Below are 23,661 nucleotides of genomic sequence, written 5' to 3'. Positions count from 1 at the left end.
CACGGGGTATCGCACCATGACGACGGTTCAGGAATGGGGCCGTCCCGTCGGGGACGTCAACGGCGTCTTCGCCGACGGAGCCGTCCCGGTGCCGCTCGTCCTGGTGGACACCGACGAGGGGATCACCGGCGTCGGCCTCGGGCCGCACGTGGAGATCGAGACCGTCTTCGCCGCGATCGAGGGTGAGGACCCGCGCGGCGTGACAGCGCTCTACGACCGCATGCTGCGGCGGACCTTCAAGGCGGGCCACGCCGGCGCCGTCTTCGGCACGATCGGCGCGCTCGACACCGCCCTGTGGGACATCAAGGCCCAGGCGGCCGGTGAGCCGCTCTGGCGCCTGCTCGGCGGGCGCGATCGTGGGGTGCCCGCCTACGCCTCCGGCCTCGACATCGGCCTGACCGACGACGAACTCGTCGCGGTCTACCAGGTCTACGCCCAGCACGGGCTCCGCGCGGCCAAGATCAAGGGCGGCCTCGACATCGAACGCGACCGGCGTCGCCTGACGCTGGTCCGGGATGTCCTGACCGAGGCCGGGCGCGGCGCGCGGCCGGGCCTGATGCTCGACGTGAACGAGGCTTGGACCCGCAAGCAGGCCGTCCGGCACGTCTGCGAGCTCGAACGCACGCTGGATCTCACGTGGATCGAAGAGCCGGTGCGGCGGTGGGACGCCGAAGGCCTGGGTACCGTCGGTCGCGGGATCCGCGCGTCCGTCGCCACGGGAGAGAACCTCACCGGGCTGGAGCAGTTCCGCCCGCTGCTGGCCGCGGGGGCCGTGGACATCGTCCAGACGGCCGTCGTCTGGGGGGTGTCCCACTTCCTGCGGGTGTCCGCGCTGGCGCACGCCCACGACCTGCCGGTCAGCCCGATCGGCGCCACGCCCGTCGCGCTGCTGCACGCCGCCACGTCGGTGCCGAACCACCTGGCCAGCGAGCTGCAGGATCTGCACCCACCGCTCGGACTGTCACTCGACCTGCACGTCGAGGACGGCACGTTCGTCCTCGGCGACTCGCCGGGCCTCGGCGTCACGATCGACGAGCAGGCGATCAACGCGTTCCGCCGGCCGGCCGCCAGGGCAGCCGAGGGCCCCCACATCCGGCCGGAGCACGCCGGACGCCGGCTGCTGGCGGTCGCCCATCACTTCTCGCCGACGCGGTCACCGGGATGAGCCGGAGCCCGGCCCGCGCCTGCTCGCCTGGTCATGTCCGCCGGTCGGCCGGCCCGGACCAGTCCGGGCCGGCCGCCTCAGTGGGACGAGAAGAAGAGGCGCTGCTGGATCTCCCTGCGGTAGTCGTCGAGGGTGTTGTCGATGTGCGTGGCCGCGGCCTGGGCGGCCGCTTCGGGATCGCCGGCGCGGATGGCCTGGTAGATGGCGTCGTGCTCTTCGACGGCCTTGGCGGCGTGCCCGCCCACCGAGCCGCGCAGGCCGATGAGGCTCGACTGCGCCTGCAGCCTGCGGGCCTCCCGCACGGCGACCTGAAGGAACATGTTGTGCGAGGCCGTGGCGATGGCGGTGTGGAAGGCGTCGTCGCCCTCGTTGAACAGCTCCTCGCGTCCGGTCTCGAAGCCGTGGCGGCACACGCCGGCCCCAGCTCTCCGAACCGCCTGAGCGCCTTCCACGTACCTTCGTTGACCCCGGTCGTCGTTCGATCAGAGTGCCGCTCGAGCTGTGGTTGCGGCCAGCAGCCGAAGGTTCGGGAAGGGCTGTCCTGTCGACAACCGTTCGATGAGGGTTAGTACGGCCTCTTTCCCGCCCTTCCTCCCTGCCCAACGACTCACCTGGCAGGCGGCTTCGGCGTACACATGGGGATCCGCTGATGCCGCGACCAGCCAGTCGCCGAGCGTCGCCGGCAAGGGTCGGCGGGAGTCGCGCAGGCAGCGGTCGCCGGCCGGGGCGAGGTATCGGCGATCATCGCTTACCAGAACGGCCAGGCCCTCGTCGAACCACTGCGGGACTTCGGCGCCGTCCAGACGGGCGTGCAGCTCCACATGGGTCAGCTCGTGCGAGGCGATCACGGGATCGACGCCGCGCGGAGACAGCATCACCGACCGGTTGAGTACGGCGATGCCGCGTTCCCGGCCGCCGCCGATCCTGCGGTAGCAGTCGTCCGACAGGCATACGAGGATGTCAGGAGTGCTTGCCCGTCCGCCGAAGAAGGCACGTACCCGCTTGTTCGCCTGCTCGACGACCTCAGCCACGTGCCGGCGCTTGGCCGGCGCCAGGCCGGGTTCGGCGTACAGGCCCGGCCGGAGCCGCTCAAGGCCATAACAGCCGGGACAGGTGGTGGCCGCAACAGACGGGAAGGCGATCGCGGTCAGCGCCACGGCCGCGGCGAGGAGGACCGCGGTGACCGTGCCTGCGATCCACCAGCCTCTCCGGCGGCGGCTTGCCCGTCGACGGATCAAGGGCATGTGAACCTCCTTGGAGATCGGGTGTCTGAGTGGCGCGGGGCCAGGCCGTGCTCGTAGGCGTAGATGACGGCGTGCACCCGCGTGGGCAGCCCGAGTTTGCGCAGAAGACTCGCGACGTGGTTCTTGACCGTGCCTTCCTCGATGGTCAGGGCTTGGGCTATCCGCGCGTTGCTCAGCCCGCGAGCCAGGTGCCGGAGCACCTCGAGCTCACGAGCGGTGAGCCGCCGTTGCGCGTCGGCGGGGGACGCGGGCGACAGGCTCGCGAAGCGGTGGATCAACCGGGTGGTGACTTGAGGGTCCACCAGCCCGTGCCCGCGGTGCAGCGTTCGCAGCGCGTCCAGGAGAAGTTCAGGGTCGCTGTCCTTGAGCAGGAATCCCGAAGCTCCCGACTGGAGTGCCCCGAAGAGGTATTCATCGGTGTCGAACGTGGTCAGCGCGAGCATCCTCGGCGGAGCTTCCATGCCGGCCAGCTGCCGAATCGCGGAGATCCCGTCGACGTACGGCATGCGCAGGTCGAGCACCACCACGTCGGGGCGCCACCACAGCGTCTGGTGGACGGCTTCGGCTCCGTCGGCCGCCTCACCGACCACCTTGATGTCGGGCTCGCCGTCCAGTGTCACGCGCAGTGCGTCACGTACGGCCGGCTGATCATCGGCGATCACCACTCGAATCGTCACGCCGCTCTCCTTGCACGAACTGGCTGGATCGGCACGACGGCGTCCACCCGCCAGCCGCGCTCCTGCCCCGGGCCTGCCATGAATGTGCCGCCATGTTGGTCCACGCGTTCCCGCATGCCTCTGATGCCCCGTCCCTCCGCTCCGGCACGGCCGTGGCCGTCGTCGGTGATCGAGACCGTCACCGCGGCCGGGTCACACAACACGTGCACGTCCACATGGCTGGCGCCGGAATGGCGGGCGGCGTTGGTGAGCGCTTCCTGCACGACGCGGTAGACCGTATGGCCGACAGCGGGTGGCGGCGTGGTGCCGGGTCCGGCGCGGTGGACCGAGATCGGCAGCCGTGGGGTGGAGAGCCGCTCGGCCAGGCTCTCGATCTCTTCCAGGTCCGGCCCGGCGGGGGCCTCGCGTAGTGAGTCGAGAAGGGCGCGCACCTCCTGCAACGCGGTTGCGGACAGCTCGGCGATGGTCTCCAGCGCCTTGTCGGCGGACTGCGCCTGGCCGCGCAGCGCTCGGCGGGTGGCGGTGGCCTGCATGCGGATGGCGGTGAGGTGGTGGCCCACGCTGTCGTGGACGTCGCGGGCGAGCGCGGCGCGTTCCTCGGCCATGGCCCGGCGGGCCTCGGCGTGGTCGAGCCGTGCCGCCTGTGCGGCCCGCTCGCCGTACAGGCGCAGGGCGAGGCCGATCGCGACCGGAGCGACACCCATGATGACCAGGTCGGTGACCACGGAAAGCCCTGCCTGCGCCTGCGGGATGAGCAGGCCGTAACCGGTGGTCCAGACGATGGACAGGCTCATCACCAGCCAGGCGCGGCGCGGCAGGCGGAAGGCCGCCGCGCCGAACATGACCATGGTCACCAGCCGGCCCTGCCAGCCCGGGATCACCAGTCCGAGCAGAGCTATCGCCGCCGACAGCAGCGCTCCTGTCAGCGGAAGGCGGGCACGCAGCGTCAGGGGCAGGGCTGCGGCGAGGCCGGCACCCGCCAGGAGGGGGAGCCCAGGCCACGGCGGCTCGCCGTCGAGTATGGCGAATGCGGTGAGCGCGGCCGTGGCCGCGAGCACGAGGAGTCCCTCTCTGGCGTACACAGCGGCAACGCTACTTCGCCGGTCCGCAGGAGGCACCGCGCGGCGGCATCTGGCCCGCGGTCAGGTAGCGGTGCACGTGCTCGCGTACGCACGGGTGGCCGGAGAGGTAGAGCGCATGCCCGCCGATGGCCGGCAGGAAGCGGGCCCCGGGAAGCTGTCCGGCCAGCCGGCGGCCGTCCGCGGTCGGGGTGTTGTCGTCGTATTCGCCGCCCGCGACCAGCACGGGAGGTAGGCCGGGCGCCTTGATGGGGTGAGGCGCGTACGTCCTGGTTGGTGGGAGGCCGGCGCAGTGGTTGGCCATCGGCCACACGGCCCGCCACCCGATGCGGGGCGTATCGCGGCGCAGGACGCCCTCCAGCTTCTTGACCTTTCCGTAGCCGGGATAGGGCAGATCAGCGCAGAGGATGACGCGCGACAGGTCGGGGTCCGGAGCCCCTGCCGCCTTGGCGAAGAACGAGGCGTCGCCGGCCTGCGCCAGCGCGAGCCCGGCGGCAAGGCGCTCCCAGGTGGCCTCGAAGGTGAAACTGGCGCGGGAGGCGATCTGGGTGTCGCTGATGCGTACGCCGGGACCGGCTTCGGGGGCGGGGATGGGCTCGCGGCGGGCCTTGGCCATCACCTCGTCCCAGACGGCCACCGGATCCTCGTCGTGCAGCGCGCAGGTGGCGGTGCTCCTGCACCAGCCGGCGAAGCGCTTGAAGTTGGCCTCCAGGACCTTGGCCCGTGCCCTGAGCCAGATGCGCAGGTCGGGGGTGGTGTGGTCGAAGACGCTGTCGAGGTACATCCGGCCGACCTTGCGAGGGAACAACTCGGCGTAGGCCTGCCCGAGTACGGTGCCGTGCGAGTTGCCCAGGTAGGTCAGCTTGGCCTGTCCCAGGGCCTTTCTGATCGCCTCCATGTCGTGCGCGATCTGCCAGGAGTTGAGGCTTCCCGACAGCGGCCCGGCCTCTTTGGCGCATGCTTGCCCGAAAGCACGGTTCTTCGCAGCGTACGCGTCGTATGCGTCGTTGTTCGGAAACACCCACTCGGTGGCGAACGGTGCGGAGATAGGACAGTTGATCACGCTGGACTTGCCGAACCCTCTCGGGTCGAAAATCACCACGTCGAACCATTTGATCAGATCTGCGAAGGACTCCTTCGCCTGACGGAGAAGCGCGATCTGCTCGCCGGGCCCACCGGTGTTGACCAGCAGCACGCCCTTCTTGCCGGCCTGGTCCTGGGCGGGCAGCTTGGCGAGACCGATCGTGACCTTCTGCCCTGATCGGCGGGACCAGTCGGCCGGCACCTCGATCTGTGCGCACTGCAGACCGTCTCCGCAGTCCTGCCATGACAGCGGCGTGGCCGTGACCGGAGCGACGGCGGTGACCGCGCCCATGACGAGTGAGGCAACGATGTTCATGCCGGAAGGATCGCCGTGGCCGCCCCGTCCACGCGTCCCCCTTTCTGCATATCTTTGCCCGGGGAGCGACGGCAGATGTCAGCGATGTTCCTGCACCGACTGCGCCGGCTGGCCCGCGACCGCGCATCGGGCGCCTGCTGTTCTACTCCGGGCTGCGGATCCGTCGAGTCGGTCGCCCTCGACCTCGCCGGCGTGCCTCTATCAACTGGCAAGGGCAAGGTGCTCGTGCGCAACGGCAAGGGCGAGACCTCTCGCGAGGTCCTCCTGCTGGACGTCACCGTGCGCGAGGCCGTCAAGGACTGGAGGGCCGGGCGCGGACGGTCCGGCGCTGTTCCTCAACCGCTACCGCGGCGGCCGGCTGTCGGCCCGCGCGGTCGACCAGTGTCCGGGCTAGGGCTGGATGTGTCGGGGCTCGGGGCGGCGCTCGCGGCGACCATGGCGATCACGGGCATGACCAGTGTGGCCGGCCTTGCCCAGTACCTCATCATGTTCCTTCCTCTTCGGGGCGTCGCTCGGGCGGCGAGATGTGGCGCCGCGGGCCAACTGCGCGCCGCCGCGCGGGGCCGACCGAGGGCGGTAGGCCGGACATTCTCCGGACACTTCGCCGCGCGCTTCTGACGCCGCTCGAAGGTGAGTTCGGCCGGCGTCGCCCGCCGGACGGCCGGGGCCCCCTCGACCGGAGCACTCGTCAGGGGAGGCCCCGGGCCAGGACGCAATCGGCATCGCTGTCAGCGGGACCATCCTCGTAGCGCTCTTCACTGGCGATGTCGCCACGTCGAGCCGGGCCTGCGGCCGAACTGCCGGACCGCGACTCCGCCGCCGACGGGGCGTGCGCGTGGTCACGCCCGTGGCCATCGGCAACGCCGTCGTGGTGATGGGGGTCCTGCTGCGGGCCGTCGTCGAGGCGCTGCCCGATCGTCCTGGCGGCCGGTCCGGCCGTCCGGGCGGGGTTCTCGCCGCGAGTTACGGTGCTGGCATGGTGGTGCGGTTGTTATGGGAGCCCCTGCCCGACTCGTGGCCGGAAGCGGCGCCCCCGCGGCCGGCTGGGCAGCGCGGCCTGATCGCTCAGGTGCGGAATCAGCAGCGGTACACCGAGCGGATCTCCCACCTCGCGATCTCTTGACCGGGGATGTTTTGTTCGAGATACCACGTCCTGGGTCCCACGATGCGGGTGCCAGGCCACCACTCGTCATCCCAGAAGGCTGTGCTCGCGCAATACCCGGGGCCGATGTAGACGGCCTCGGCCTTCATCCATCCGAGACGGGTGTCCGTGCGCGTGCCCGACGGCAGCAGAAGGTCGTAGGTCCCGTTGAGATACTGATTGTCGAACAGATAGGCTACGCCGACGCTGAGGCCGGTCCCGTTGTAAATGTAACTCTCTAGCTTCGCAGCAGCGGAAGAGCCGGAATGTGAGGCCGAACGTGTGTCGCCTGCTTTCGGCGCAGCACTAGCCGGAACACCCAGTGACACCGCGACCACTACTGGCAGGGCCAGCACCGCCAACCTTTTCAAATACTTCATCGCACCCTTCCGATCGTCCAGAACACCAGCGACACGGACATCCAAAGAGGCGCCGCCTTGCAACGCATCGTTGATGAAAAGACCCTACGAGCGAGCAGCTTCATACCTGCTTCGGGCATGCGACGGTCCAACAGGCGGTCCATCAGGCGGTCCGGAAGCCATCGGTGAGGCACAGTGTGCATATCGTGACTTGAATTCAGCCGGCACGAGCCCACGATGGTGGACCGCCGCTGCAGTTTTCTGCCGCATGAACGGGAACAGGCGTCAGAAAAAGCCATGGTGCGAAGGTCCGTGAGTTCGCTGCGCGGCCTCGCCGGTCGCCTGGTCCGCGGCGAAGCGGGCCTGCTCGGCCACGGCGGCGGCAGTGACCGTCTGCTCCCGCCGTTGGTGGTCGTCCTGCTGTCCGAGTTCGGTGATGCGGGCGGCGGCGGCCGTGTGCAATCCGGCGAGTCGGCCGGCACGCTGCCGGGCCGCGTCGCAGTCCGTATCGGCCTGGTGCTGCTTGGCGGTAGCGCCCTGCCCGCGCAAGATCGGAACGACCGCCTTCGAAACATTGACGACGCCGAAGAAATTGGTATCGACCTGCGTCCGGAACGAATCGATCGTCGTGTCCTCGAACGAGCTCAGGTCGCTATAGCCGGCGCTGTTGACGGCGACATCGATGCAACCGAACCTCTCCACGGCCTGAGCAACCGCGCGCACAGCCGCGGCATGATCGGTCACGTCCAGCCGCAGCGGAAGCACCCATCGCCGTAGGTGTCGAGGAGATCCCGCAACCGCTCTGGATTACGCGCCGTCGCCACCGCGCGATCACCCGCTTCGAGCGCGACCTCGACGAACGCGCGACCCAGACCGCGCGACTTCCTGTCACGAACCACACCTTGGACATGGGCACTCCTAGCTATTGATCGAGTCGCATGACAAGCTCGATGCTCCGGTGGACATGCCCACACGTGTCCTCGACATCGACGCCGGTGGTGTTCCCGATCGCGTCCGCGGGCCAAGGGCGGGCAGCGTGGTGAACGGGGCAGATGCGGACCCGCAGGCGTCCGACGCCTCACCAACGGCACGCGGGGTTCAGGCACGGTCACGACCGCGGGAGATGGGTGCGGAGGACCACCCGGGAGCTTCTTCTTCCGTAGCGGGAGTTCTCCGGCGTGAGGCGATGGCGCTGGTCGCCGTGGTCACCGGCCGGCACCTGAGCTCACCCGATAGCGCAAATGCGTGACACCGGGCGCGTCGAGCACCCGGGTCAACTCGAACTCGACGCGGTCCGCGCCGAACAGCCGCCGCCCGTCACCGAGGACGACCGGGATCAGGTGGATCTCCAGCTCGTCGAGCAGGCCCTCGCGCAGCAGCGACTGCGCGAGTCCGGCACCGTGCACCATCACGTCCTTGTCGCCGGAGGCCGCCTTGGCCTCACGCATCGCCGTCGCGACGTCGGGCACGTAGTGAACCCAGCCGCTCCGCGGCGCCGGCGGGACACCACGCGTGGGTACGAAGATCGGCACACCGTGATGATCACCATGCCAGCGGCCGGCGTACTCGAACGTCTTGCGGCCCACAACGACCGCACCCGTCGCCATCAGCTCGCCGAACACCTGCCCGCTCAGCCCCGGCGGGTCGAAGTACGGCGGGTCGGAGACGGGCTCGCCGAGCCACTCGTGCAGCCGGAGGCCGCCGATCCCTAGCCCGTTGCCCGGGCCGGTGATGAACCCGTCGAGCGACATCGACATGTACAACACGGACTTCGTCATACGGTTTCCTTTCTGTCGGTGCGGGCAAGCGCACCTGGCCTGACCATGTGGCCTGCCCGCACCGTCGCCGAGATGTGAGGTAACGGCCACCCACTCGCGTCTGAAGGTGTCCTTGTTCGAGGCCTGCCGGAGCGTCGCTCCCGCGGCAGTTGGGTACGGAACGCGGCGAGCGGGACATGCCCCGCTGTCGTCCACGCGATCGAGGCGCGCACCGGGACGCCTGTCGCCGTCGAGCACTAGGCCGGATGGCGCCAGGGCATCACGGGCGCGCGATGGTCGGCGGCGAGGCCATGCAGGGGGCACGGCTGGCGCGGCTCGCGGGGGCACAGCACGAACGCCTCGCTGATCGTCGCGCGATACAGGCGCCACGCCGCCGGTGCGGTGACGTCCTCGAGCGACAGGGTGGCCCCACCCCGGCTGGGGTCTCCGGGGAAGATCTCGATACCGCGGTCCAGGTCGCGGCCGGTCAGCTCGGCGGCGGTGCCGGACAGGTACACCGCCCGGCCGTGGTAGGCCGGCACCGTTGAGTCGAAGATCACCATGCTCAGCCGGGGACGCGCGGCGAGGTTACGGGAGTGCTGCGTGTCGGGGCTGGACACCCAGAAGATCTCGGCGTAATCGGCGCTCGCGAAGTAGACGGGCGACGTCCACGGGATGCCGTCGGCGTCGGCGGTGCCGAGGACCACGTACAGGTTGGCGTCCATCAGGCCACGGGCGTGGGCGTCCAGATCGACGTCGGTCATGACGCCGACCCCCGCTGGACCCGGTAGATAACGGTCATCGGGGCCCTTGCGGCGCGTTCGGTGGTGTTGCGTCGCATACGGTCGGTGAAGGGGTGGCGGCGATCGGCTCCGTCGGGCCAGTCCGCGGGCGGGTACCGCTCCTGAGCAAGCAACGGTGTCCAGTGGATCGAGAGCTCGTCCATGACGGTCACCCCGCTTCCGGGAACACGGTCGGGTTGTGCATCGTGACCTCCTTGTTCGACGGTGTAAAGCCAGTCTGGCGGGCGGCACGCATCTGGACATCCGTGCCGGACACTGAGCCGCTACGGAACGGTCGCTGACGTACGCCATCCTGGTAGGCGTGGATTCGACGAAAATCTCGACGCGGGAGGCCGAGGTGCTCGCCGCCGTGGGCGGGCACCTGTCGAACGCGCAGATCGCCGGCCTGCTGCGCATCTCGGTCCGGACGGTCGAGAGCCACGTCGCGGCGCTGCTGCGCAAGCTCGATGTCGTCGACCGGCGCGCCTTGGCCGCGTTGGCTGAGCGGTCCCGTACCGGGCGGTTCGTCGGCTTGCCGACCAGCCGGACGACCTTCGTCGGGCGGACGGCGGACATCGCAGCGGTCGAGGCGGCGCTGGACAAGTCGCGGCTGGTGACCGTGGTCGGCCCGGGCGGGGTGGGCAAGACTCGGCCGGCGGCCGCCGTCGCCGAGCGGGCGGTGTCCCGGTTTCCCGCCGGTGGCGCCTTCGTCGATCTCGTCCCGGTCCGGACCGCGGCCGTGGCCGGCGCGGTCGGACAGGCCGTCGCCGATGCGTTGGACGTGACCGAGGGCCCGACCCAGTCCGTATCATCGCGCCGAGGTACGGCGAGCAAGACGCTGGCGCCCGGGCTCCGGCTCGGCCGGCTGATCCTGCCGAGCCGTCTGGGCGAGCCGATGTCGAGGGCCAAGATGATCGGCGATCGCGGCTCGCCGGTGTTCGACCAGCTGACCTTCGAGGACTTCGTCGCGCGGGGTGAGCGGCACCGGCGCCGGATGCGGCCGCGGTACCGGCAGTTGCGGGACACGCTCGTCGGCCGGCTGGCCGAGCGGGTGCCGGACCTCGTGCCGATGGGAGTCTCCGCGAGCCTCCATGTGATGGCGCGGCTGCCACTCTCCGTCTCGTCCCAGCGGGGTAGCTGGGCCAGCGCGGCGTGCGGGTTCGGGGCCTGCGCGGCGAGGATCTCGACGGCCCCGGCCACCTACCGAGCCCAGTGATGATGGGGACCGCCACCGAAGCGGAACGGAGCGAACGCCGACACATGATCAGAGCTGCCAATCTGTCCCGAAGTTTCGGGCTCCCGACGGCGACCGGCTTCGACGTGCGGACCCAGGCTCCGCTGGTGCGCGAGCGCATCGGCTGCGCCTTGATCTGTCGGCCCTCCTCGCCAGGATGGCCCCATGCGCTTGGTAACCGATGAGGAGCGCCGCACCCGGTTGGGCGTGCGGCACGCTCTCGCCCCCACGGCCAAAGCGGCCTCTGCCGAGGAGGCCGCCCGTGCGGTGGTGTGTCTCCATGCCACCGATCCGCCGAGCGTGCACCTGTCCTGCTGGGCGCGGGTCGACGCGCTTGACATCGACGACGTCGAACGGGCGCTCTACGACACACGCCCCCTCATGCGGCAGCAGTCGATGCGCGAGACCCTGTTCGTGTTCCCCGCGATCTTGTGCCGGCGGTGAGGGGAAGTGCCTCGGCCCGGGTGGCTGCGGTCCATCGCCATCGGCTGGTCAAGGATCTCCAACGCTGGGGGCCGGCCGCTGAGGGGCAGGGAGCCGCATGGCTCGCGGCTGCGGAGGAGGCGGTGCTGGGATGCCTGGCCGACGGCGTGCCGCGGCCGTCGAAGCGGATACGCGAGGAAGTGCCCGAGGCCGCCGGTGTCATCGAGCAGGCTCCTAGCAAGTCGTGGGGAGGACGGGTCTCGATCGCTCCGCGAGTTGGTGGCTGGGCGCCACCAAGTCCGCAGTTCGCACCGCGCTGGACGACATCGGCGCGCAGCGGGTGTCCCTGGAGGACGGCTCGGTCGGGTGGCTGCGCAAGGACGATCTCGACCCGGTGGTCTCCGCCGAGCCGTGGGTCGCGCTCCTGCCGTTGCTCGATCCGACCGTGATGGGCTGGAAGGCGCGCGCCTTCTACCTCGGTGCGCACGCACCCCGGTTGTTCGACAGTGCGGGCAACGCCGGGACCACCGCCTGGGTCGATGGACGCGTCGTCGGTGCATGGGTGCAGGATCCCGGCGGTGTGGTCGAGCTGCGCCTGCTTGATGACGATGTCTCCCCGCAGGCCAGCGAGGCGTTGGCGGCCGAAGCGCGGCGGCTCAGCGGGTGGCTCGACGGCCAGCGGGTGTTCACCGTCTACCCCTCACCGGCCATGCAGCCCGGCTCTTGGGTGCCGGCGGTGAGGCGTCGTCCCCAGGCGCGCATGTAGGCGATGGCTTCCGGTGGGCCGTGGACCACAACGGGGACGTCGAGCGCTCCGATGCAGAAGGTGGCCCAGTCCAGGGAGTCGGTGGCGATCTCCACCCGGCACGAGGTGTCGTCGATGGGTTCCACCGTCCCGTAGTGCGCGATCTCCTCCCGTACCCGTTCGGCGGGGGCCGCGACCGTGGCGCGGACGGGATACCTGGCGGGCATCGCCCTGATCCGGGCGCGCACGTACTCGATGGGATCGTCGGCGGGGAGGGGGCGGGGGGCGAACGTCGTGCCGGTGCGGCTCGCGTCACCGATGCGGTCGACGCGGAAGGTGCGCCAGTCGGCCCGGTCGAGGTCCCAGGCGATGAGGTACAGGCGGTTCTCGACGCGGACGATGTGGTGCGGGTGGACTGTCCTGGCCGCGGTCTGACCGGTGCGGGTGCGGTAGGCGAACTGCACCGTCTCGGTGTCGCGGCAGGCCAGGGCGAGGGTCGTCAACGAGGCGACATCGGTGACGCCCGCGCGTGCCTCGGGGGTGGGCGCCGGGACGGCGACGGCGCGGAGGCTGTCGATGCGGCGTCGGATCCGCACGGGAAGCACCTGGACGATCTTGGCCATGGCGCTCAGCGCGGCGTCGGCTGACGTCGGGTAGGGGCCGGAGGTGATCTCTTGGAGCCCCATGACGATGGCGGCGGCCTCGTCCTCGCTGAGTACCAGGGGCGGGAGCGAGGCGCCGGGGCTGAGTTGGTAGCCGCCACCGGTGCCCCGTGTGGCGGTGATCGGATATCCGAGCTCCTGGAGGCTGTCGATGTCGCGGCGGAGCGTGCGCTGGCTGACGCTGAGGCGGCGCGCGAGCTCGTGGCTGGGCCAATGTCGCCGGTTCTGCAGCAGTCCGAGGAGTTCGAGGACGCGGGTGCCGGTCGACATGAACCCACTCTAGGCCGCACTTGTGGACATATACCGGCCACAAGCCCAGTGATGATGGGGACCGCCACCGAAGCGGAACGGAGCGTACGCCGACACATGGTCAGCACAGCCAATCTGTCCCGGAGTTCTCGGGCTCCCGACGGCGACGAGGTCCGCGCCGTCCGGGGCATCGACCCCTCCGGCGCGAGCGCATCGGGTACGTCGGCCAGGGCAACGGCGCCGGGCACACCCAACGGGCCCTGGACGAGGTCGCCACCCAGGGCCGCATCTACGGCCTCGACCGGGCCGCGGCCCGCGCCCGAGCCGTGGATCTGTTCTCGGCGCTCGGTTTGGAACAGTTGGCGCGCCGCAAGACGCAGGCGATGAGCGGCGGCCAGCGGCGGCGCCCCGACCTGGGATCAGGCTGGTGCACCTCCCGCGCCGCCGGCACGACCGCCGTCCTCGGCTTCGCGCCCTGCGCGCCGGCACCGCCTGACAACACCCGCACGAAAGGACCACGAACATGCGCATCCTCGTCACCGGAGCGACCGGCCAGGTCGGGCGGCACCTCGTCGCGCAACTCCACGAAGCCGGACACGACGTCCGCGCACTCTCCCGCACCCCCGCCAAAGCCGACCTCCCGACCGGGGTCGAGGTGGTGGCGGGCGACCTCACCGATGCCGCCACGCTCGGAGCAGCCTTCCAAGGGGTCGACGCGATCCACCTGATCACCTTCGGCGGCGACGACGACCTGACCAACGGCCCCGAGATCATCGACCTCGCCGCACGCCACGGCATCACTCGGGCCACGGTCCTCGGCGGCTGGTCGCCCACCAGTATCGAAAGCGCCCTGGAGTCCAGTGCGATCCGCTGGACCCTGCTGCAGCCGGCGGAGTTCATGTGCAACGCTCTCGAATGGGCCGATGAGATCAGCTCCCAGGGCACTGTGTCCATGCTCGCCACCTTCCCCAGCGCGATGGTGCATGAGGCCGACATCGCCGCCGTGGCCGCCACCGCGCTCACCCGCGGGGGCCACGAGGGTCGGAGCTACCCGATCACCGGGCCCGAAGCCCTTACCCCGGCGGAGCGCACCCGGATCATCGCCGAGGCCACCGGGCAGGAGATAGCCTTCGTGCAGCTCCTGAGCGAGGACGCGGAGCGCGCCCGGCTGCGCGGCTACGGATACGACGAGGACTACGTGGAGTTCGGAATCCAACTGGCCACGAACCCGTCCGAGGCCAGCGGTGTGGTCCTGTCCACCGTCGAGGACGTCACCGGCACGCCCGCGCGAACCTTCGCCCAGTGGGCGCGGGAACACGCTGAACGGTTCCGCACCGCGCCCTGACCCGCACGGGCCGAACCCGGGGGCGCCGCACAGCGGAGATATGAGCAGCATGCGAAGGAAAAGTCGCGTCAGCGGGCCGGGTGGAAGCGGCTTGGCGTGACAATCCGTTCCGGACTCATCTGGACGATGCGTTCTTCGAGGGTGCAGGCAAGAACGACACCGTACCCACGAGTTGGGCGGATCTTGTTCTCAGAGATGAGGGGATCGTGGTGCGGCGGCGCCATTCCTTGGAGCCGACGACGAACACGCCTGTCGGGCCGATCACCCGGAGGTCGAGGTGTGGCACAGTCCCCCGCCCTCCATTGCCGTCCCTGATCACGTGGCTTGTCGTGTGGATGGTCCGTCCGGAAGGGCGACATTGGGCTCCTGGAGCCGTACCGGGCCGGGGCCCCGGCCCTCGAGGGCGTCGTCGGGGTTGAGGAGCAGGCATGCTTTCAACGACAGACAGCCACAACCGATGCAGCCGGTGAGCTCCTGTTCGAGGGTCTCGATGGCCCGGCGGCGTTCCTCAAGTTGCCTTTTCCAGATACGGGAGACCCGCTGCCAGTCCTTATGGGTGGGTGCCCGATCGGTGGGCAGGGTGGTGAAAACCTCGGCCACGTGTGACAGCGGGATGTTGAGGCGCTTGGCCACGATGATCAAAGAGATTCGGCGAATCATGTGCCGGGAGAAGATCCGCTGGTTGCCGCTGCCGCGTTCGCTGAAGATCAGGCCCTTGCGTTCGTAGAAGTGCAGGGCGGAGGCGGGCACGCCGGTCCGGCGGATGATCTCACCGATCGTGAGGTGGTCGTCCGGACTGGCGCGCACGGCATCTCTCCTTCGTCGTGATCGGGACGGCTGCGTGGTCAGGCAGTGCCTCGGGACGTCGCGGCGCGGCCACGGATCAGGGTGACCACCACGACCGACAGCACGAGGCAGAGTAGCCCGACACCGAGTTGGGTCAGGTGCCAGGACCAGGTGAACGCGTCGAGTTCCTCGGCCTCGACCCCGCTGGTGAGGCGTCCGGCACCGACCGCGGCGGCACGACCCGTGTCGCCGAGCTTCGCGGCGAGGAGACCGACGAGGGAGGCGCTGAACGCGGCGATCACGAGGGCCTCGGCCGCGCCCCGCAGGGTGTTGAGGAATCCGGCCGCCATGCCTACGGCGTCTGGCGGGACCAGAGCCATGGCTTGGCCGTCGGTGATGCCGAAGGAGGCGCCCATGCCGACGCCGATCATCACCAGCGGGGCCGCGACGGCCGTGACCGCTTGGTCGGCGTTCAGCGCCGTCAGCCACAGGTTCCCGGCCACGACCAGCGCCAGCGCGATCACGATCAGCAGGCGAGCCGACACGCCCTTGTTCACCAGAGTCACGGCGACCATGGGTGCGACCAGTACAGGCGCGGTCAGCAGCAGCATCGCCACCCCTGCGGCCGAGGGGGACAGCCCTGCCGCCTGCAGGTAGGTGGGCAGGAAGACCAGAACGCCGAGAAATCCGATCGACGTGGTCAGGGTCGCGAGACTCCAGCCCACGAAGCCCCGGTTGGCGACCAAGTCAGGGGCCAGCACCGGAGCGGGGCTGCGCCGCTGCACGACGCCGAACAGCACCAGGGCGATCAGGCCGACGATCCCGGTGACCAGGATGCCCGGGTGGAGCCAGCCGAGCGCGGACGCCTCCAGGAGCGCGAACATGAGCAGGGACAGTGCGGCGACGAACAAGGCGCTGCCCGCCCAGTCGATCGGGTGGCTGACGCTCGCTCGGGACTCGCGGGCCCGGGTGGCGCCCAGGGCCACCAGCAAGCTGACGACGGTGAAGACCGCGAAACCGCCCCGCCATCCCGTGGCGTCGATCAGCAGTCCCGACAGGGTGGGGCCGATGGCGATGCCGATTCCGGCCATGGTGCCCATCAGGGCGAAGGCCCGGTTGCGGGCCGCGCCGTCGTAGCTGGAGGCGAGCATGGCGCCGCCGGCCGCCATGATCCCAGCACCGCCGGCGCCGGAGATGAGGCGGGCGATGTCGATGACGATGATCGACGGGCTAAGCGCCGTCGCGAGAAATCCGGCCGCGAAGACCAGCGCCGCAGCGATGAACACCCGCCGACGGCCGATCCGGTCGGCGGCCGATCCCGCGATGAGAGTCATGGCCGCGAAGGCCAGGTTGTATCCGGCGACGACCCAGCTCAGCGGGCTTCCCGAGGTATCCAGATCGCGGCCGATGCTCGGCAGCGCGACCGCGGTCCCGGAGATGGACATCGCCACGAGGACGACGCCGACCAGGACCACCGGGAGCGTCAGCGGAGGCGGCCGGTCGGCGGTGGGCGGGGACTGGGACGTACTTGTGGTGATGTCCATCCTGATCGCTTTCTCTGGCCCTCGAACTCTGGCGAGCAGCCCATCAGCTCAACTGTGGTTGAGGTCAAATGCGCTGGTCAGCATGGAGGCAGAGGGGTTGTGACGGCCTGCCCCGGCGTCGTCGATCTGGGTGGAGCGGATACGTTCATCGGGCCTGCTCATCCATCTCCAGATCTTCGATGTCGTGTTCGTCGTGTTGTCGGGCATCGCCGACGAACAGAAAGCCGCCGAGCAGGCCAAGGTTGGCGCCGACGCCGACGCCGAGCATGCTCGCGCCGAGCTGGTCCGAGCCCGCGAGCAACGCGCTGGCGAGGCCGACCGGCTGCGCCAGGACCTCGCCGCCGCCGGGCAGCAGCTCGGCGACGTGCGTGCTCAGCTCACGGTTGCCCAGGCGGCATCGCCGACCGCCGAAGAGCAGGCGCAGGCCGCCGAGACCCAGGCAGCCGACCTGCTGCGGACGCTCCGAAACCAGCGCACCTGACCAGGGTGGCCTCCCGCTGGCCCGGCTTCTCCGCGACGGCAACGGCAAAGCCCTCCCCGAGGTCGTCATCAGGCTGGACCTCGGCGACGACGCCATCACGCCCGAGGCCACGATGCAGGTGATCGAGCCGGCGGCCGTCCTCCTGCCACGTGGTGGGGGCCTGCCTGGTTGCCTGACGTGACTGCACGACCTTCAGCGGCTGACCGGCTCGTTCGTTTGAGCACCCAGCTAACGACGGCATAGAAGAAGCGGCCGGCCCCACAGCCCCCTCCAGACCTGCGAAGCTGGCCGCTTCTCTCCCACTACCGTTGCCGACAGCGCGCTGAGCTGGAAGATCTAGTTGTTCCCCGGAACGTGATTCCCAGGAAGTTTGACCAGCTGGATGCCATCATTGGCCGACATGGACAGCCCGGGTAGCCCGTCTCTCGCTTCATCGAAAGGAGTGCTGGCCGAATTCCTGACCGCCCGGCGCGCCGCCGTCACCGCAGCCGAGCACGGCCTGCCCGAACCGGCCTACCCTCGCCGGGTCCCCGGCCTGCGCCGCGAAGAGGTCGCCCAGCTCGCCGGAATCAGCACCGACTACTACACCCGGCTGGAGCAAGGCCGCGCCCGCACCGCCTCCCGCTCGGTGCTGGCCGCCATCGGCCGGGCCCTGCTGCTCAATGATGACCAGCAGCAGCACCTGTTCCACCTCGCCGACCCCGCCATGCCGGAGCCGCCGGACGAAGCCGAACAGCAGGTCAGCGCGCAAACGCTGCGGCTGCTGGCGAACCTCGTCGACACCGCAGCCCTGGTCCTCGGGCGCTACCTGGACATCCTGGCCTGGAACCAGCTCGGCGCCGCCCTGCTCGGCGACCTCTCCGCCCTGCCACCGAAGCACCGCAACTACGTCCGCATGATCTTCATCGACCCGCACGTCCGTGCCATGCAAGCCGACTGGCCGGCCCGCGCCCGCGAAGCCGTCTCCAGCCTGCGCATGGCCGCCGACGCCTACCCCAACCAGTCCCGCCTGCAAGAACTCGTCGGCGAACTGTCCCTCCACGACCACGACTTCCGCACCTGGTGGAGCCAGCACCTCGTCACAGTGCACCCCTTCGGCCACAGCCAGGTCGACCACCCCATCGTCGGACCGTTCAACCTCGACTGGCAGGCGCTGACCAGCGTCGACGACCGGGAACAGGTCATCGTGCTCATCACCGCACCCCCGGGCAGCCCTGACCACGCCGCCATCCGCAGACTCGCCTCATGGGCTCGCAGGCGATGCCTACAACCGAGCCATCCAGCCAGCTGTTGAGAAGATCGCCGCCATCCTGCTGATCCCAGCCATCAAGATGGCCCGCCACAACTGACATCAGCGGCGCGCTACCGCGGCTGCCTACTCGCCTGACAGGCCGTCAAGGGGGGCAGACCAAGTACGGGAGAAAGGGATAGTGGGGTGCTGAGCTGCTGGACAGAGTGGGTGTTCCTCGGGTGATGTGACCCTCCGCCGGGGTTTGATCGCGGCTTGGTGAACCGGTCATCCGGTGGAGTTGATCGTCGTTACGGTTGCGGTGTCTGGACGCCGGGATCGAGGCGAGGGACGGCCTGGGATGATGTGGATCGAGCGGACCGCCTATCCGCAGTTCGAGCGGCTGACGTCGGCGCGGGTGCTGCGCGTGTTCTCCACGCCGTCGCCGGAAGAGGTGGACCGGGCCGAAGAACGACGAGTCGCCGGCGAGCGCGCCCCCTTCACCGCGGTCGGTTCGCCGGCCCCAAGCCTGCCAACGCGGCGTCGACAGTAAAGCTCAGGGAGCAAGTCCATTGGCTGACCTCGTGTCGTATTACGTGGAAACCACGTCCGCACCGGGGCCTGGTTCGCTGTACCGGCGCTCGCTGACGGAAGGATATGGCGGCCGGGTCGATGCGTGTTTCGTCCCTGGCAAGGGGACCTGGCGCATCCATGGCGGCCCGGTGAAGGACGAGGACGGGCGAGCGGACAACGACTTCTACGGTGTCCACCCGGACGAGGCCGAACGGGTGATCGCCTGGCTGCGGCGCGCTTCCGAGGTCGGCAGGCGGCACGCGGGCCCGCCGCCCGTGCTCGGTGAGTGGAGCGTCGGTCGCGCGTGGGTGGTCGAATTGAAAGGTTCGCTGTCCGAGCAGGCCGTGGCCACGATTCTCAGCCGTCTTGGCATGACCCGGCGGGCCCACGCCGACCCACGCGAACGAGATTTCGGCCTGCGTGTGCTGCACAGCGACATGGAATACCGCTGGAACTTCGACCTTTACCACGCCCACAACGAACGCTGGTTCCTCCGGTTGCTGTACCTGCGCCGCACACCGGACGAGCGCGTGATCCAGAGGCTGCGCGACCAGGTGCACCCACTGGCCGTCGAGCTCGGGCTGGAGATTGTCCAGGAACAGGTGGCGACCCAGAAGTCCTGGCCGTTGTCGGATCGGGCCCGAAGGGAGATACGCGGCGACGAGGAATGGCTGCTCGTCATGTGGTTCCACGGTCAGATGACCGAGGTCATGCTCCGTACGTTGCACAGGCGGTTGAACCTCGAGGCGGAGTGGGGTGCTGATCTCGACGAGATCTGGAAGCTGGAATGGGGCATCGGGTATCTGCCCAACGACACCCGCTTCCGGGCGCAACTGCGGCTGCGCCGCGGGTTCAACGACGAGAACGCATGGCGCTTCGAGATCGGGCTTGAGGGGGTCCGCCCGCCAGACAGCGACATCGATCGATGGCGGGACGAGATCATGGCGGCATCGAGGGAGGTTGGCCTGGTCTACGAACGCGACTGGCTGGCGCCCAGGCCGATGCCGAATCGCCGGACACCACCCGCTACCCGGCCGGTACGCACGTCGGCCCAGGTGTACGTGCTGTACCAGGCATATCTGGACGGTCAGTTCACCGCCGCGACGCTGGACGAGTTCCGGGACGCGCTGGGGATCCACAGGCGCGGGCGGATCGACAACGACGCTGAACAGTTCTACGGCGACCGTGTCCTGCGCGACGAGGACCATCGCCTGGTCCGGCTGATGCTGGCGCGGACGTTCGACGGGGATTGGTACCTGAGTCTGTCCTACCAGGACATGCCGCCCGACCAGGACACCGTAGATCAGATGGCACGGGACATCCACGCGGCGGCGGCGCGCGGCGGGCTGACCGTAGGGCGGGAACAACACTTCCCACCGGGGAGGTGACTCGGCATCGGCGGCACGGCCCCGCTGCTGTGCCGTTCAGAGCCGCAGACGTCAGGAGAGGGTCACCGAGGTCCGTGGGATCGAGGTCTTCTTATACCTAGCCGAAGAGCTGCACTTCGGTCGTACGGCTACGCGCCTGTATCTGTCCCCATCCAGAGTCAGCCAGCTGATCCAAGGGCTGGAGCGGCGGCTCGGCGCGAAGGTTGTCGAGCGGGCGAGCCGGGCCGTACGGCCGACGCCGATCGGCGAACGGTTTCTTCGGGACGCCGGTTCCGCATACCGAGGGCTGGAGAAGGCCATCGCGGATGCGCAGATCGCCGCCAGACGACAGTCGATGTGCTGCGGCTGGGCGTGCTCCAGCCGATCCGAAGTGGTCTGGCAAGCGACTTGTGCACGGCCTTCGAGACCGCCCGTCCAGATGCTCACGTGCAGATGGTCGCTCAGGCAACCGCCGATCTTCACGAACCGCTGCGCCGTGGCGAGGTCCGCGGTTCAAGCAGCGCTTCCCCGACGTCGAGGTGATGTCGACGACGCTGGTACGGCCATCCGGTGCGCACCGATGGCCCGCTGTCGACCTGGGACCCCCGCCACTGGAACGACGTCGCGGGCGACGGATCGCTGTTCTTTCCCGGCCGCGAAGGACCGCTGCCGTCGATCAGGATCGAGAACTCCCGCGACGGCATGGGGGACCACAACGTGCTCGCGGCGCTCAGCCAGGCGCCCGCCGCCCCTCCTCGCATCAACCGATCGGTTGATGCCGGAATCCACCATCCCGCTCCCCGCGCGGACGATCCGCCACCCCCGCCTCCGCGCGATTCTCAAGGCATGCCAACACACCGGGAGCCCGCCCTCCGCACCACCGGACTCCGCAAAGCCTTCGGCGACCACTTGGCCGTCGACGACATCCACCTCACCGTCCCCGCCGGCTCCTTCTACGGCCTGGTCGGCCCCAACGGCGCCGGCAAGACCACCACCCTGGCCATGGCCGTCGGCCTGCTCAGCCCCGACGCCGGCAGCGCCGAGATCTTCGGGGTGGACGTCTGGCGCGACACCGTCCAGGCCAAGGGAATGATCGGCGTGCTGCCCGACGGCAACGCCATGCCGGAACGGCTCACTGGTCGCGAGGTCCTCACCTACCTCGGCCTGCTGCGCGGCCTGCCCCCCGTCGTCGTCGCCGAGCGCACCGACGAACTCCTCCGGATCCTGGAACTCGACTCTGCTGAGCGGACGCTGGTCATCGAATACTCCACTGGCATGCGCAAGAAGATCGGCCTGGCCGTCGCCCTCCTGCACGCGCCCCGCCTGCTTGTTCTGGACGAGCCCTTCGAGGCCGTCGACCCCGTCTCCGCTGCCACGATCAGGACCATCCTGCGCAGATTCGTTGGCAACGGCGGCTCCGTGATCATCTCCAGCCACGTCATGACCCTCGTCGAGCAGCTCTGCGACCACGTGGGCGTCATCTCCGACGGCCGTGTCGTAGCCGCCGGGCCCCTGGACGACGTACGCGGCGCCGGAACCCTTGAGGACGCCTTCGTCAACCTCGTCGGCGCCCGCACCGGAGCAACGGAGGGGCTGGCATGGCTCACCTTCTGACCCCCGGCCCGGCCGTCTTGGCACAGCACATGATCCGCATGCGGCTGGCACTTATGCGCAACTCCCTGCGCGGCGACAACGCCTCCTCCTTCTACACCGGCGTCTCGTTCGGGCTGATCCTGGCCTTCGGAACAATCGCTGTCGCCGTCATGTGGCCCGCCCACCTGCCCCTCTGCCTGGCCGTGTGGCTCTCCGGCTGGATCTTCGGCCCCATCTTCATCGGGGGTGGCAACGAGGCCCTCCGCCCCGAATACTTCTCCATGCTCCCGGCCACGCCAGGCCGGATCGCGGCGGCACTGCTCGCCGGAGCTTTCGCGGGCCCCGCACCTGCGATCAACCTCATCGCCTTGCTCTCCCTGCCCGTGTACGGCTGGCGCTTCGGCCCCGCCGGGGTGCTCATCGGCCTGGCAGCAGCCGTCACCACGCTCATCACCATGGTGATGATCTCCCGCGTCATCGTGGCGATCATCGGGCTGCTGGTCAGATCCCGCGCCACCGCGGCGACCGTCGGCATCGTGACCGGTACCGCCATCGCCCTGTGCAGCAACGGCTGGGCGCCCGTCGCAGCTCTCGGCGGCACCGACAGCGCCGCCTGGACCCATGGCCTCGTTCGCGTCCTGCCCTCCGGATGGGGCGTGGCAGCCGTCGAAGCCCCCTGGTTCCTCGCCCTGGCCATCCTCGTCGCCAACGCCGGCGTGATCACTCTGCTCCTGGCCGCCTGGGCCGGCCTGCTGTCGCGGCGCGTCGTCTCGACCGCACGCGGCGGTGTGCCGCCCCGCCGCGGCACGCCCCGCCCCTTCCCCATCACCAGCGGCGCCCGCATCGCCGCAGCCAAGGAACTGCGCGCCTGGTGGCGCGACCTCGTCCGCATCCAGCTCCTCGCCACCGCCTTCTCTTATGCCATCGTCACCCCCCTCCTGCTCGTCACCATCGACGCCTGGATCATGGTCCCCTTTGCGGGACTCATCGCGATCGTGATGGCCGCCGCGTCCTCGGCCAACCTCTACGGCGCCGACGGGACCGCCCTATGGCTCACTCTCATGACCCCCGGCGCGGAACGCGCCGACGTACGCGGCCGCCAACTGGCCTGGCTCCTCATCGTCGGCCCAGCCGCCGTCGTTCTCTCCGTTGCCGGCACGCTGGTCAGCGGCCAGGCCTGGGCCTGGCCGTGGGTACTCGGCCTGCTGCCCGCCCTCCTGGGCGGCGGCGCCGGGGTCATCGTCCTGCTCGCCGTCACCTCGCTCGTCCCCGGCACCGACCCCCACAAGCGCGGCGGCAACCCGCTCAGCACCGGTGCCGACGAAACCGCCGAGACCAGCCTCGCCTGGCTCGTGCTCGTCACGGTCCCCGCAACCGCCCTTCCCACGGCCGGCGCCATCCTCCTTCACCCCTGGGCCGGCATCGCCACCGGTGTGCTGACCGGCACCCTCAGCGCCTGGGGACTCGGCAAGATCGCCTACCGCAGGCTCGAGAATCACGGGATCGACCTCCTCAACCTCATGAAGCACGGCACGGCACCCCGGGCCGACAAACCCACCAGCGCCGATCTCCCCATCCGCCACCGCATCGGCGTCACGATCTGCCACACCATCGCCTGGCTTCCCCTGTTCCCTCAGGGACTCGTGCCCATGGCCATGAAGATCTTCGGGATCGAGGGCTCCCTATGGTTCCTCGCCCTTCATCTTCCGCCCATCTGGCAATGGCCGACCATTATCTTCATGATCGCCCTAGGGCTCCTCATGTACGGATACGCGTTCCTGATCCCCATGCGCCTAAGCTCGTCTTCGTCGGCCACCACCAGGTGAAA

The 23,661-nt window shown here is 69.6% G+C and carries 25 protein-coding genes and 1 pseudogene; 14 read left to right on the top strand and 12 right to left on the bottom strand.

Going from position 1 to position 23,661, the window contains the following annotated elements; all coding sequences use genetic code 11:
- The first annotated feature begins 16 nt into the window (after positions 1 to 16).
- Positions 17 to 1,165, top strand: a complete 1,149-nt coding sequence (locus E1292_RS02925; RefSeq protein WP_220446632.1) for a mandelate racemase/muconate lactonizing enzyme family protein — start codon at positions 17 to 19, stop codon at positions 1,163 to 1,165.
- A gap of 77 nt (positions 1,166 to 1,242) precedes the next feature.
- On the opposite strand, the gene E1292_RS02920 is transcribed toward E1292_RS02925, so the two are convergent.
- The 5 genes from E1292_RS02920 to E1292_RS02900 all read right to left on the bottom strand — a co-directional run bounded on the left by E1292_RS02920 (position 1,243) and on the right by E1292_RS02900 (position 5,564).
- On the bottom strand, positions 1,243 to 1,578 hold the full coding sequence (locus E1292_RS02920; protein ID WP_220446631.1) for a FadR/GntR family transcriptional regulator: 336 nt from the start codon (positions 1,576 to 1,578) through the stop codon (positions 1,243 to 1,245).
- A 69-nt stretch (positions 1,579 to 1,647) separates the two neighbouring features.
- The gene (locus E1292_RS02915; RefSeq protein WP_132591696.1) at positions 1,648 to 2,322 is read right to left on the bottom strand and encodes a hypothetical protein; all 675 of its coding nucleotides are present in this window, start codon (positions 2,320 to 2,322) and stop codon (positions 1,648 to 1,650) included.
- A 77-nt stretch (positions 2,323 to 2,399) separates the two neighbouring features.
- Complete coding sequence (locus E1292_RS02910; RefSeq protein WP_132591694.1) at positions 2,400 to 3,086, bottom strand: response regulator; 687 nt, start codon at positions 3,084 to 3,086, stop codon at positions 2,400 to 2,402.
- Positions 3,083 to 4,168, bottom strand: a complete 1,086-nt coding sequence (locus E1292_RS02905) for a sensor histidine kinase (protein WP_132591692.1) — start codon at positions 4,166 to 4,168, stop codon at positions 3,083 to 3,085. The genes E1292_RS02910 and E1292_RS02905 overlap by 4 nt, the downstream gene beginning before the upstream one ends.
- 10 nt (positions 4,169 to 4,178) lie before the next feature.
- A complete protein-coding gene (locus E1292_RS02900) occupies positions 4,179 to 5,564 on the bottom strand; it encodes an alpha/beta hydrolase (protein ID WP_132591690.1) in 1,386 nt (461 codons plus the stop codon).
- Between the two features lie 75 nt (positions 5,565 to 5,639).
- Between E1292_RS02900 and E1292_RS02895 the strand changes: the two genes are divergently transcribed.
- Positions 5,640 to 6,182, top strand: coding sequence for a site-specific integrase (locus tag E1292_RS02895; RefSeq protein ID WP_132591688.1), 543 nt, complete (start codon positions 5,640 to 5,642; stop codon positions 6,180 to 6,182).
- Between the two features lie 217 nt (positions 6,183 to 6,399).
- Positions 6,400 to 6,687, top strand: coding sequence for a hypothetical protein (locus E1292_RS02890; RefSeq protein ID WP_132591686.1), 288 nt, complete (start codon positions 6,400 to 6,402; stop codon positions 6,685 to 6,687).
- On the opposite strand, the gene E1292_RS02885 is transcribed toward E1292_RS02890, so the two are convergent.
- The 4 genes from E1292_RS02885 to E1292_RS02870 form a co-directional block, all read right to left on the bottom strand.
- Positions 6,642 to 7,085 carry a hypothetical protein gene (locus tag E1292_RS02885; RefSeq protein WP_132591684.1) on the bottom strand — a complete coding sequence of 148 codons (444 nt, stop codon included), beginning with the start codon at positions 7,083 to 7,085 and terminating at the stop codon, positions 6,642 to 6,644. The genes E1292_RS02890 and E1292_RS02885 overlap by 46 nt on opposite strands.
- Positions 7,086 to 7,349: 264 nt before the next feature.
- A complete protein-coding gene (locus E1292_RS02880; protein WP_220446630.1) occupies positions 7,350 to 7,829 on the bottom strand; it encodes an SDR family NAD(P)-dependent oxidoreductase in 480 nt (159 codons plus the stop codon).
- A gap of 440 nt (positions 7,830 to 8,269) precedes the next feature.
- Positions 8,270 to 8,842, bottom strand: coding sequence for a dihydrofolate reductase family protein (locus E1292_RS02875; RefSeq protein ID WP_132591682.1), 573 nt, complete (start codon positions 8,840 to 8,842; stop codon positions 8,270 to 8,272).
- Positions 8,843 to 9,078: 236 nt separating this feature from the next.
- On the bottom strand, positions 9,079 to 9,585 hold the full coding sequence (locus E1292_RS02870) for a pyridoxamine 5'-phosphate oxidase family protein (RefSeq protein WP_132591680.1): 507 nt from the start codon (positions 9,583 to 9,585) through the stop codon (positions 9,079 to 9,081).
- 340 nt (positions 9,586 to 9,925) lie between these two features.
- Between E1292_RS02870 and E1292_RS52495 the strand changes: the two genes are divergently transcribed.
- The 3 genes from E1292_RS52495 to E1292_RS53380 all read left to right on the top strand — a co-directional run bounded on the left by E1292_RS52495 (position 9,926) and on the right by E1292_RS53380 (position 12,026).
- A complete protein-coding gene (locus tag E1292_RS52495) occupies positions 9,926 to 10,819 on the top strand; it encodes a helix-turn-helix domain-containing protein (RefSeq protein ID WP_220446629.1) in 894 nt (297 codons plus the stop codon).
- A gap of 183 nt (positions 10,820 to 11,002) precedes the next feature.
- Entirely contained in the window at positions 11,003 to 11,281 is a 279-nt protein-coding gene (locus E1292_RS53385; protein ID WP_246089884.1) for a DNA glycosylase AlkZ-like family protein, read from the top strand.
- Positions 11,282 to 11,504: 223 nt separating this feature from the next.
- Positions 11,505 to 12,026: a DNA glycosylase AlkZ-like family protein gene (locus tag E1292_RS53380; protein ID WP_246089883.1), complete on the top strand. Its 522-nt coding sequence runs from the start codon at positions 11,505 to 11,507 to the stop codon at positions 12,024 to 12,026.
- Here E1292_RS53380 and E1292_RS02855 read toward each other — a convergent pair.
- Positions 11,954 to 12,937 (bottom strand): helix-turn-helix transcriptional regulator, encoded by a 984-nt coding sequence (locus tag E1292_RS02855; protein ID WP_132591678.1) that lies wholly within the window; start codon positions 12,935 to 12,937, stop codon positions 11,954 to 11,956. The genes E1292_RS53380 and E1292_RS02855 overlap by 73 nt on opposite strands.
- Positions 12,938 to 13,439: 502 nt before the next feature.
- Here E1292_RS02855 and E1292_RS02845 point away from each other — a divergent pair.
- Complete coding sequence (locus tag E1292_RS02845; RefSeq protein ID WP_132591676.1) at positions 13,440 to 14,261, top strand: SDR family oxidoreductase; 822 nt, start codon at positions 13,440 to 13,442, stop codon at positions 14,259 to 14,261.
- 315 nt (positions 14,262 to 14,576) lie between these two features.
- Here the strand turns inward: E1292_RS02845 and soxR are convergent, their stop codons facing one another.
- Positions 14,577 to 15,068 (bottom strand): redox-sensitive transcriptional activator SoxR, encoded by a 492-nt coding sequence (gene soxR / locus E1292_RS02840; protein ID WP_132591674.1) that lies wholly within the window; start codon positions 15,066 to 15,068, stop codon positions 14,577 to 14,579.
- 38 nt (positions 15,069 to 15,106) lie between these two features.
- The gene (locus E1292_RS02835) at positions 15,107 to 16,591 is read right to left on the bottom strand and encodes an MFS transporter (RefSeq protein ID WP_220446628.1); all 1,485 of its coding nucleotides are present in this window, start codon (positions 16,589 to 16,591) and stop codon (positions 15,107 to 15,109) included.
- Positions 16,592 to 16,721: 130 nt separating this feature from the next.
- On the opposite strand from E1292_RS02835, the gene E1292_RS02830 reads away from it, so the two are divergent.
- From E1292_RS02830 to E1292_RS02800, 7 genes and pseudogenes are all read left to right on the top strand, one after another.
- Complete coding sequence (locus tag E1292_RS02830; RefSeq protein WP_132591672.1) at positions 16,722 to 17,072, top strand: hypothetical protein; 351 nt, start codon at positions 16,722 to 16,724, stop codon at positions 17,070 to 17,072.
- A gap of 400 nt (positions 17,073 to 17,472) precedes the next feature.
- Positions 17,473 to 18,366, top strand: coding sequence for a helix-turn-helix domain-containing protein (locus tag E1292_RS02825; RefSeq protein WP_132591670.1), 894 nt, complete (start codon positions 17,473 to 17,475; stop codon positions 18,364 to 18,366).
- A 295-nt stretch (positions 18,367 to 18,661) separates the two neighbouring features.
- Positions 18,662 to 18,853: a hypothetical protein gene (locus tag E1292_RS02820; protein ID WP_132591668.1), complete on the top strand. Its 192-nt coding sequence runs from the start codon at positions 18,662 to 18,664 to the stop codon at positions 18,851 to 18,853.
- 19 nt (positions 18,854 to 18,872) lie between these two features.
- On the top strand, positions 18,873 to 20,261 hold the full coding sequence (locus E1292_RS02815; protein ID WP_132591666.1) for a hypothetical protein: 1,389 nt from the start codon (positions 18,873 to 18,875) through the stop codon (positions 20,259 to 20,261).
- Between the two features lie 79 nt (positions 20,262 to 20,340).
- Positions 20,341 to 20,499 (top strand): annotated as a pseudogene (locus E1292_RS54765) (helix-turn-helix domain-containing protein); the annotation flags it as partial.
- 587 nt (positions 20,500 to 21,086) lie between these two features.
- Positions 21,087 to 21,854: an ABC transporter ATP-binding protein gene (locus E1292_RS02805; protein ID WP_246089891.1), complete on the top strand. Its 768-nt coding sequence runs from the start codon at positions 21,087 to 21,089 to the stop codon at positions 21,852 to 21,854.
- On the top strand, positions 21,839 to 23,659 hold the full coding sequence (locus tag E1292_RS02800) for a hypothetical protein (RefSeq protein ID WP_132591662.1): 1,821 nt from the start codon (positions 21,839 to 21,841) through the stop codon (positions 23,657 to 23,659). The genes E1292_RS02805 and E1292_RS02800 overlap by 16 nt, the downstream gene beginning before the upstream one ends.
- The last annotated feature ends 2 nt before the right edge of the window (positions 23,660 to 23,661 follow it).

It is taken from the genome of Nonomuraea deserti (assembly GCF_004348685.1).
Classification (GTDB): Bacteria; Actinomycetota; Actinomycetes; order Streptosporangiales; family Streptosporangiaceae; genus Nonomuraea; species Nonomuraea deserti.
This window is presented reverse-complemented; position numbering and strand designations above follow the sequence as displayed.

What these genes read in the sequence shown, in the direction of transcription:
- E1292_RS02925 (WP_220446632.1), top strand. Translation starts at nt 17, where the DNA reads ATGACGACGGTTCAGGAATGGGGCCGTCCCGTCGGGGACGTCAACGGC.
- E1292_RS02900 (WP_132591690.1), bottom strand. Translation starts at nt 5,564, where the DNA reads ATGAACATCGTTGCCTCACTCGTCATGGGCGCGGTCACCGCCGTCGCT.
- E1292_RS02895 (WP_132591688.1), top strand. Translation starts at nt 5,640, where the DNA reads ATGTCAGCGATGTTCCTGCACCGACTGCGCCGGCTGGCCCGCGACCGC.
- E1292_RS02885 (WP_132591684.1), bottom strand. Translation starts at nt 7,085, where the DNA reads ATGAAGTATTTGAAAAGGTTGGCGGTGCTGGCCCTGCCAGTAGTGGTC.
- E1292_RS02875 (WP_132591682.1), bottom strand. Translation starts at nt 8,842, where the DNA reads ATGACGAAGTCCGTGTTGTACATGTCGATGTCGCTCGACGGGTTCATC.
- E1292_RS02870 (WP_132591680.1), bottom strand. Translation starts at nt 9,585, where the DNA reads ATGACCGACGTCGATCTGGACGCCCACGCCCGTGGCCTGATGGACGCC.
- E1292_RS53385 (WP_246089884.1), top strand. Translation starts at nt 11,003, where the DNA reads ATGCGCTTGGTAACCGATGAGGAGCGCCGCACCCGGTTGGGCGTGCGG.
- E1292_RS02855 (WP_132591678.1), bottom strand. Translation starts at nt 12,937, where the DNA reads ATGTCGACCGGCACCCGCGTCCTCGAACTCCTCGGACTGCTGCAGAAC.
- E1292_RS02845 (WP_132591676.1), top strand. Translation starts at nt 13,440, where the DNA reads ATGCGCATCCTCGTCACCGGAGCGACCGGCCAGGTCGGGCGGCACCTC.
- E1292_RS02835 (WP_220446628.1), bottom strand. Translation starts at nt 16,591, where the DNA reads ATGGACATCACCACAAGTACGTCCCAGTCCCCGCCCACCGCCGACCGG.
- E1292_RS02825 (WP_132591670.1), top strand. Translation starts at nt 17,473, where the DNA reads ATGGACAGCCCGGGTAGCCCGTCTCTCGCTTCATCGAAAGGAGTGCTG.
- E1292_RS02820 (WP_132591668.1), top strand. Translation starts at nt 18,662, where the DNA reads ATGATGTGGATCGAGCGGACCGCCTATCCGCAGTTCGAGCGGCTGACG.
- E1292_RS02805 (WP_246089891.1), top strand. Translation starts at nt 21,087, where the DNA reads ATGCCAACACACCGGGAGCCCGCCCTCCGCACCACCGGACTCCGCAAA.
- E1292_RS02800 (WP_132591662.1), top strand. Translation starts at nt 21,839, where the DNA reads ATGGCTCACCTTCTGACCCCCGGCCCGGCCGTCTTGGCACAGCACATG.